The organism is Pseudomonas sp. B329, assembly GCF_023127835.1.
GTDB lineage: Bacteria > Pseudomonadota > Gammaproteobacteria > Pseudomonadales > Pseudomonadaceae > Aquipseudomonas > Aquipseudomonas synxantha_A.
Map to the genome: position 1 here is coordinate 232,424 of NZ_SPKP01000052.1, position 7,783 is coordinate 240,206.

Consider the following 7,783-nt stretch of genomic DNA (forward strand, 5'->3'; position numbering starts at 1 on the left):
GCTTGCCCCCGATGGCGTCAGTCCTGCACTACCGAACCGCGTAATCCACCACAATCCCGACAAAAATCGCCAACCCGGCCCAATGGTTATGCAAGAACGCCCTGAAGCACTTCATGCGGTCCCTGTCCCGCGTGTACCAGAACTCCCAGGCAAAACAGCCCGCCGCCGCCAGCAACCCCAGTTGGAACCAACCCCCCAGTTCAAACCGCGTGCCGGCCAGCAACAGGCACACCAGCGACAGCCCTTGCAGGGTCAGGATGATCACGCGATCAGCATCACCAAACAGAATGGCGGTGGATTTCACCCCGATCTTCAAGTCGTCATCACGGTCGGTCATGGCGTAATAGGTGTCGTAGCCCACGGTCCACAACAGGTTGGCGATATACAGCAACCACGCGGTAGCGGGCAGATGGCCGGTCTCGGCGGTAAACGCCATCGGCATGCCCCAGGAAAACGCCGCGCCCAGCACCACCTGCGGGTAGTAGGTGTAGCGCTTCATGAACGGGTAGCTGGCCGCCAGCGCCAGGCCGCCCAGGGATAGCAGGATAGTGCTGGCGTTAGTCAGCAGCACCAGCAGGAAGCTGATACCCATCAACACGGCAAAAAACACCAATGCCTCTTTCGAGCTGATCTTGCCGCTCACCAGTGGGCGTTGCTCGGTGCGCTTCACATGGCCATCGACCTTGCGGTCAGCCCAATCATTGATCACGCAGCCACCGGCGCGGGTCAGCACCACGCCCAACACGAAAATCACGATATTAAGCAGCGACGGCGAGCCCTTGCCGGCGATCCACAGTGCCCACAATGTCGGCCACAGCAACAGGTAGATGCCAATGGGCTTGTCCATGCGCGTCAACTGAATGAAATCCCAGGCCCTGGGGCTCAGGCGGTTCAAGGACTTGAGCAGACGTTGATACATCAGCAGTTCTCCGGATGGTCATGCAGCGCGTGCCAGAAACTCGGCAGGAAGACTTCTGCCACCAGCACGCTCAGCGCGCCGCGATCGAAGCGAGAGCGGCGCGCCCACAAACCGTCGGTCTGGTCCGCTGCCGGCAGGCATGGGCGAGGGTAATGGCACACTTCGATGGCCTGGCGGGTAAAGGCGCGGTCGCAGAACAACAGCTCCCCCAGCGAGCGACTGCCCAGCTCGTCCATGTGCAGCCCGTCGCCCTGCAAGGCACTGCGCGCCGCCACGCTGCGGGCAAACACCCACGGCTGGTCGTGCCCACGCAGGTACACCTCGCGCACCCAGCCGATGCTGGCCGGGGCCAGGCCCAGGGCGGCACATTCATCGTCGCGCAATGGCTGCCAGCCTTCGAACAGCGGCGTCACGCTGAAACCGTCGTTGGACAGCCCTGTCAGCCGTCGCGTCAGCGAGCCTTCGTCAAACAGCCAGTTGAGGGTCAAGGGCGTGGGCAAGGGACTCAGAAGGCTCTGGGTCAGCCATTGGCAAGCATCGGAAGGGGCGATTGAGTGCGGCACGGTGAGTCAGTATTGGCAGCAAAAGAGGCGGCGAGCTTACCATGGCACCCTGAACTTTTGCCGCGCCAAACCGGCCGTTTGCGTCGATCGTGCTTGCATCTGCCGGCCTCGATCAGTACAAAACGCCCTGAGCCGTGCGGCAACGCTGGATCCATCGACCGCCGGCCAACATGCCTGGACTTGAGGAAGCACGTAATGAAGAAGTGGCAATGTATCGTCTGTGGCTTGATCTACAACGAAGCGGACGGCTGGCCGGATGACGGAATAGCTCCGGGCACGCTGTGGCAAGACGTCCCGGAAGACTGGCTGTGCCCGGACTGCGGCGTGGGCAAAATGGATTTCGAAATGATCGAAATCGGCTAATTCTTGGTTTAAGACACGTACTACAAGGAGAAAGGAATGAACGCACCCGTCGTGATCATCGGCACAGGATTGGCCGGTTACAACGTAGCCCGGGAGTTTCGCAAGCTCGACAGCGAGACCCCATTGCTGCTGATCACCGCGGATGACGGGCGCTCCTACTCCAAGCCCATGCTCTCCACCGGCTTTGGCAAGAACAAGGAAGCCGATGGCCTGAGCATGGCCGAACCCGGCGCCATGGCCGAGCAGCTCAAGGCCGAAGTGCGCACCCATACACGTGTCAGCGGCATCGACGCAGGCCACAAGCGCCTGTGGATCGGCGAGGAAGCGGTGGCCTACCGCGACCTGGTCCTGGCCTGGGGCGCAGAAACCGTGCGCGTACCGGTTGAAGGCGATGGGGCTGAACTGATTTTTCCGATCAACGACCTGGAAGACTACGCGCGCTTTCGCGCCGCGGCTGCCGGCAAACGTCGCGTGTTGTTGCTTGGCGCTGGCCTGATCGGCTGCGAATTTGCCAACGACCTGATCCTCGGCGGCTATGAAATCGACCTGGTCGCACCCTGTGAGCAGGTCATGCCGACCCTGCTGCACCCGGCGGCTGCCGCAGCGGTGCAAGCCGGGCTGGAAGGCATCGGCGCGCGTTTCCACCTGGGCCCGGTGCTCAATCGCCTGCAACGCACGGCTGATGGCCTTGAGGCGCACCTGTCGGACGGTGATGTGATCCACTGTGACCTGGTGGTGTCCGCCATCGGCCTGCGTCCTCGTGTAGACCTGGCCGCCGCCGCCGGCCTGCAAATCAATCGCGGGATCATGGTGGACCGTCACCTCAAGACGTCCCACGCCAACATCTACGCCCTGGGCGACTGCGCCGAGGTCGACGGCTTGAACCTGCTGTACGTGATGCCACTGATGAGCTGCGCCCGTGCCCTGGCGCAAACCTTGGCCGGCAACGCCACGGCGGTGAGCTATGGGCCTATGCCGATCACCGTGAAAACCCCGGTCTGCCCGCTGGTGGTGTCACCTGCGCCACGGGGCACCGAAGGTGTGTGGAGCGTCGAAGGGCAGGGCGCCGACATCAAGGCCCTGTGTCGCGACGCCAGCGGCCGCCTGCTGGGATACGCGCTGACCGGCAGCGCCGTCATGGAAAAACTGGCCCTGAACAAAGAACTTCCGCCATTGCTGGCGTAAATGCCAGCTGTTCTGTCGGAATCAGCACCGTTTCGCCTGTAGAAAGGTCGCCGGGAGACTGGCGGAGCGTGCGAGGGCGTGCCATCCTCACTCCCGTCTGCCGCAGAGTAGAGCCTGCGGCGCCTTGGGCGCTGCTCCACCAGAGAGCAGCACGGACATAACAACAAAAAACCGTCAAAGAGGCTTCATTTATGCGTAAACCAGATCTCGCAGCCGCCATCGCTGAAAAAGCAGACCTCACCAAAGAGCAGGCCAACCGCGTCCTTAACGCCGTACTCGAAGAAATCACCGGCGCCCTGCACCGCAAGGACAGCGTCACCCTGGTGGGTTTCGGCACCTTCCTGCAACGCCACCGCGGCGCCCGCACCGGCAAAAACCCGCAAACCGGTGAGCCTGTGAAGATCAAGGCAAGCAACACCGTCGCGTTCAAACCGGGCAAGTCGCTCAAAGACAGCGTCAACCCGTAAGTTAAGCGGTACCGTCTCGAAGGGAGGCGGGGCGGTAAAGAAAATGGGCACGCCGACTGGGTCGGGTGCCCATTTTTGTTGGGTGCCGATACGTATGCCAGATTAAGCCAGCTCGCCTAATCGCATTTTCAGAGCGTCGATTTGTTCCTCCACGGCGTTGATAACATCGGCGCTGTCGCCCCACATATCAAGAAACCCCCATTCGTCATTGGGCGGGTCAATCAGTTGGGTCAGAATTGAAATAGCCTGCTCGATCAGGGGTTTGAGTTCTGCCAGATACTCGGCTGGCCATATATAGGGGTTGCCTAGGGTTTGTAATAGATAACAGGCAGCCCTAAAGGCGTCATAACGTTCTTCAGCGGGATTAAACTGGCTGATTTCGTTGATCAAGACCGCAAAATTTTGTTGTTTCCAGAATTCCTGAAACCAGTCCGCGGCTTCATCGTTTTCCCAAGGGTTGTAATTCCAGGCGCCCATTTTTGACTCCTTAGCCACATTTTCCGAATCGTGATGGTTTAGATTTTTCTGTTGCGACCCAGTTGGGGTTTTTGAATAGCTCACGTGTACCGGCAGGCGCTCGAAGGTTAGAGGTTTTCCCGCCGTCTACGCTCCTGCCGCCATTTCGCACAATTTCACTGGCTTCGACCTTATAGATTTCCTGGGCGGTGGCCCCGTTCATACTGTGTAACTGTACCGAGCTGATTTTGTCAGCCGGCAGTTTTCCGGAAGCGACATGCTGACTCAGTCTTGAGCCGAAGGTTTGATCAGTAGTGGAACCTACGTAGTGGTTAAAGGGGACGGATTTATTTGATTTTTAGCATTTGCGAGACTAGGTACTTATCAAATAAAGCCGTCTTCTTGTTTGCCACAATTACCCGATAAGCTTGTAGTAGGCGCTTCCGTTCGTTGCAATAAATTCTTGCAGTTCAACATCATCAACTAACGAACCTCCCTGAGATGTCATCCATGCGTTGTCTTCTATCCAAAACGAATCATCACTGGCTTGAATGAGGATCTGAATTTCAGCTATGAACTTCCTCATAAAAAGCTCAAAGCACGACGAGATAACAGTGACTTGCTCGGGTTGGTCGGGGGTGTAGTAAGCGATGAAGTGGGATCCTTTTTTATTTTTTAAATCCAGATAGCCGAAAGCATCTCCGGCACTGGTGCCCGCAAATGCCCAGAATTTCATGGCTAATGAATTGTCTGCTTGCCAGAAGTCCATAATATTTTCATAAAGGTTCAAGCCCAGTTCGCGGTTTTTGAAACCTAAAAAACAGTAATCAAGAATAGACGCCCCGTTGGTCTCCATCAGGAACGACATGTACTCCTTGTCAAGCCCTCCCGTGACTTTTCCCATGTTTTTCAGAACAACCATAGTGCCATATGATCTGAATAACTTAATCTTTTCAGGGTCAGTTGAGAGGTTTTCAATGCTTGAGACTATGTCTTTCATGGTTAATTGACCTTGTTAATATGTTCGGCGATGACTTTGTCGATTTCCATCGCTTTTTTCACGATCTGGGCACGGGTTGGCTTAGGGTTATTTTTCCTAAAGCTTGCCCACATTGGACTCACTATTTTTCTGTGAACATTTCTTGGCAACCCTTGCAGGTTTGACAACGAAGTTCGCATGGATTCAGGGAACAATTTTTTAACGCCTATATACATCTGAGGAATTCGATGATGCACTTCCATTTTCAGGCGCCCTCTGAATTTCTTCATTCGGGCGTATGCTTTGAAATAAGGCCGCAGGTGACATTTAAGACCCTCAGGGTCTATCCAAGCAATAGGGTTGGGCGCATAGACGTATAGATTCTGCCCACCCAACAGACCAATCGGGTCAGGAGTCGTAAATCGTCCTATATCGGGATCATAAAACCTGAACGTGTTGAAATGCAGCCCTGTCTCCCGGTCCAGATACTGTCCTTGGAACCGCAGGTTCTGCTCTTCAATGTAGTAAGGCTCGCGCACCTCCTCCACCGTGTTGCCCCATACCGTATACGTCGCACGCCAAGTGTCACGTCCGTCTGCTTCTGTCAGACGTTCGGGTAAACCATTGAGGTCGTTGTGGTAATAGCGAATTTTTTGCGACGGGCCGACACCGTCCACGCGGGCTAAAGGCTCGCTTCCTTCTTCCTCATAGACATAAAGGCTGGTCTGGCTATGTTTGTGCTCCTGCAACAACCTCAATCCATCCCAGGTAAATCGCGTCACGCCCAATCGATAGCCGTCGTTGCCATGCTCGGTTTTTTCGACGCGACGGCCCAACGGATCGTATGTCATTCTGACTACACTGCCGTTTGCATTGTGCACTTCGACCAGTCGGCTTTCTGCGTCGTAGGCAAAACGCTGGAAGCCACGCGCAGCGCTACGCTTTTCAATCATTCGTCCAAGAGCGTCGTACGTGTAACGCTTATCCTGAAATGTCAGCAGGCGGTTATGTCGTACCAGACCGCTTTGTTGCGATCCGTCCAGCAGGTTGGCCGCAGCATCATAGGCATAGGTCTCGCTCCGTCCGCCCCGTTGGCTGACGAGGATACGTCCGGTACTGTCGTAGCCCAGATACTCTTGACGATCGTGCTGGCGGTCAACACGGCGGCGTCCGATCAGGTTGTCGCTGGAGTCGTAGCTGTAATCGGTCTCGACCAATGGAGGCAGCTGCCATGGTTGGTCGATGCTGCGCCGCTGACGCGAGCGGACCCTTCCACTTCGATCATAGGCGGTACTTGTCTTGAGTTGACCCTGGGTACGCTGCACTTCGCGATGCAAGCGATCACGCTCGAAGTCGCTGATAACCTTTCCATCGAGATTCAACTGATGCAGGTGGCCACTGCCGTAGTACAGGCGGTTCAGCCATCGACCATCAGGCAAACCGGTTTGAATCAGATTTCCCAGTTCGTCGTAACGATGCTGCACAGACCCTGCCGAGCTTTTCTCCTCAAGGAGCTGCCCCATGGCGTCATAGCTGAAGCCAAGTGATTGCTCACTACCATCAGGCGCCGTGAAAGTAACACCGACCAGTTGGTCGTTGAGGTCGTGCTCGTAGCTGGTGGTACCGTCCGCAGTTATTTTGCTGACCAGGCGTCCCACGGGATCTCGCTGAAACTGATGTGACAGCGGCGCTATCGGCTCACCTTCCGCCCCCGGCAGGTAGTCCACGGCTACGACATCATCCAGCGAATCATAGGTGTAGCAGCGCCGACTCTGGTCGAGGTCTTGCTGCTGCACCATACGGTCGGCCGCGTCCCATTCAAAACGGTAGCTTTCGCCGTTCTCGTTAGTCAGCTTGCGCAGTCGCCCGTAGGCGTCATGGTCGAACATGATCGTGCGGTTGTGCGCATCCCAGCGTTGCTTGACCAGGCCGCGTACGTCATAGGCATAGCGCGTGGTGCTACCGGCCGGGTCGATATAAACCGTCAGATAACCACTGGTGCTACGTTGAAATTGCTCCACGCGACCGTCGGGAAGCTGGCATTCCAGCAATAGTCCCTGAGGTCCGTATCGGTAGCGCACCGACTCACCTTCGGCATTGGTCTGCACTACCAGATTGCCAAACGCATCGTATTGATAACGAGTCGGATAACCCGAGCAATCCACTTCTTCGACCAGTTGGCTCCACTCGTTCCAATGCAACGTTCTGGTCTTTTCCGTGGCGTCGATGATTTGCACCGGCTGACCGAAACCGTCATAGACGTAACGCGTACGGTTTCCCAAGGGGTCGATTTCTTCGATGCAGTTGCCACGCTGGTCGTAGCGATAATGCCAACTGTTGCCTGCCGGATCGGTTTCCACTTGGGGCAATGCCCAGTGTTCCAGCCACTGCGTGCCGCGGGTTCTGGACCGCGGATCGATGACGGCGCTCAGGTTGCCGGATGCGTCATAGTTGAAACGCCACTGGCCGTTTTGCGGGTCAATCGCGCCGAGCAACTGGCGATCTTCGCTCCATTCAAACTGCCACGTATGGCCCAGGTTATCGACGTAGCGAGTGATCTGGAACTGCGGGTTCCAATGCCGCGTGCTGACCCGCATCAGGCCGTCGGTCACGCGGGTAATGCCGGCGTCCAGATCGTAATCGAAGCGGTATTCATCGCCCGCGTCGGTCCAGTGCCGGCTGACGCGCCATTCCGGGCCGTCTGGCCCTGGTACTTCAGCCCATTGGTAGAAACAGCGCAAACCACTCGGCAATTGGTGCTCGGCCATGCGCCTGCCGCTGTCGTAGGCAAAGAGTCGAAGGGTTGTGCCTTGGGCATCCAATACTTCGGCAAGATCGCCGTTGCTGTCAT

At 56.9% G+C, this 7,783-nt stretch carries 8 protein-coding genes; 3 read left to right on the forward strand and 5 right to left on the reverse strand.

The features are described from left to right. Positions 1-28: 28 nt before the first annotated feature. The gene (gene ubiA, locus E4P00_RS23045) at positions 29-919 is read right to left on the reverse strand and encodes a 4-hydroxybenzoate octaprenyltransferase (protein WP_248133135.1); all 891 of its coding nucleotides are present in this window, start codon (positions 917-919) and stop codon (positions 29-31) included. Next, on the reverse strand, positions 919-1,482 hold the full coding sequence (locus E4P00_RS23050) for a chorismate lyase (protein ID WP_103734136.1): 564 nt from the start codon (positions 1,480-1,482) through the stop codon (positions 919-921). Before E4P00_RS23050 ends, ubiA begins: the two co-directional genes overlap by 1 nt. 195 nt (positions 1,483-1,677) lie before the next feature. On the opposite strand from E4P00_RS23050, the gene E4P00_RS23055 reads away from it, so the two are divergent. From E4P00_RS23055 to E4P00_RS23065, 3 genes are all read left to right on the forward strand, one after another. Next, a complete protein-coding gene (locus E4P00_RS23055) occupies positions 1,678-1,845 on the forward strand; it encodes a rubredoxin (RefSeq protein ID WP_002555879.1) in 168 nt (55 codons plus the stop codon). A gap of 36 nt (positions 1,846-1,881) precedes the next feature. Then, positions 1,882-3,030 (forward strand): FAD-dependent oxidoreductase, encoded by a 1,149-nt coding sequence (locus E4P00_RS23060; RefSeq protein ID WP_032878686.1) that lies wholly within the window; start codon positions 1,882-1,884, stop codon positions 3,028-3,030. Between the two features lie 191 nt (positions 3,031-3,221). Continuing rightward, entirely contained in the window at positions 3,222-3,497 is a 276-nt protein-coding gene (locus E4P00_RS23065) for an HU family DNA-binding protein (RefSeq protein WP_003195589.1), read from the forward strand. 102 nt (positions 3,498-3,599) lie between these two features. Here the strand turns inward: E4P00_RS23065 and E4P00_RS23070 are convergent, their stop codons facing one another. From E4P00_RS23070 to E4P00_RS23080, 3 genes are all read right to left on the reverse strand, one after another. Continuing rightward, positions 3,600-3,974: a DUF4259 domain-containing protein gene (locus E4P00_RS23070; RefSeq protein ID WP_032878687.1), complete on the reverse strand. Its 375-nt coding sequence runs from the start codon at positions 3,972-3,974 to the stop codon at positions 3,600-3,602. Between the two features lie 394 nt (positions 3,975-4,368). After that, positions 4,369-4,953 (reverse strand): SMI1/KNR4 family protein, encoded by a 585-nt coding sequence (locus tag E4P00_RS23075; RefSeq protein ID WP_078822650.1) that lies wholly within the window; start codon positions 4,951-4,953, stop codon positions 4,369-4,371. Positions 4,954-4,955: 2 nt separating this feature from the next. Then, the coding region (locus E4P00_RS23080; RefSeq protein WP_248133136.1) for an RHS repeat domain-containing protein at positions 4,956-7,783 on the reverse strand (2,828 nt) is incomplete at its 5' end.

What these genes read in the sequence shown, in the direction of transcription:
- ubiA (WP_248133135.1), bottom strand. Translation starts at nt 919, where the DNA reads ATGTATCAACGTCTGCTCAAGTCCTTGAACCGCCTGAGCCCCAGGGCC.
- E4P00_RS23055 (WP_002555879.1), top strand. Translation starts at nt 1,678, where the DNA reads ATGAAGAAGTGGCAATGTATCGTCTGTGGCTTGATCTACAACGAAGCG.
- E4P00_RS23060 (WP_032878686.1), top strand. Translation starts at nt 1,882, where the DNA reads ATGAACGCACCCGTCGTGATCATCGGCACAGGATTGGCCGGTTACAAC.
- E4P00_RS23065 (WP_003195589.1), top strand. Translation starts at nt 3,222, where the DNA reads ATGCGTAAACCAGATCTCGCAGCCGCCATCGCTGAAAAAGCAGACCTC.
- E4P00_RS23070 (WP_032878687.1), bottom strand. Translation starts at nt 3,974, where the DNA reads ATGGGCGCCTGGAATTACAACCCTTGGGAAAACGATGAAGCCGCGGAC.
- E4P00_RS23075 (WP_078822650.1), bottom strand. Translation starts at nt 4,953, where the DNA reads ATGAAAGACATAGTCTCAAGCATTGAAAACCTCTCAACTGACCCTGAA.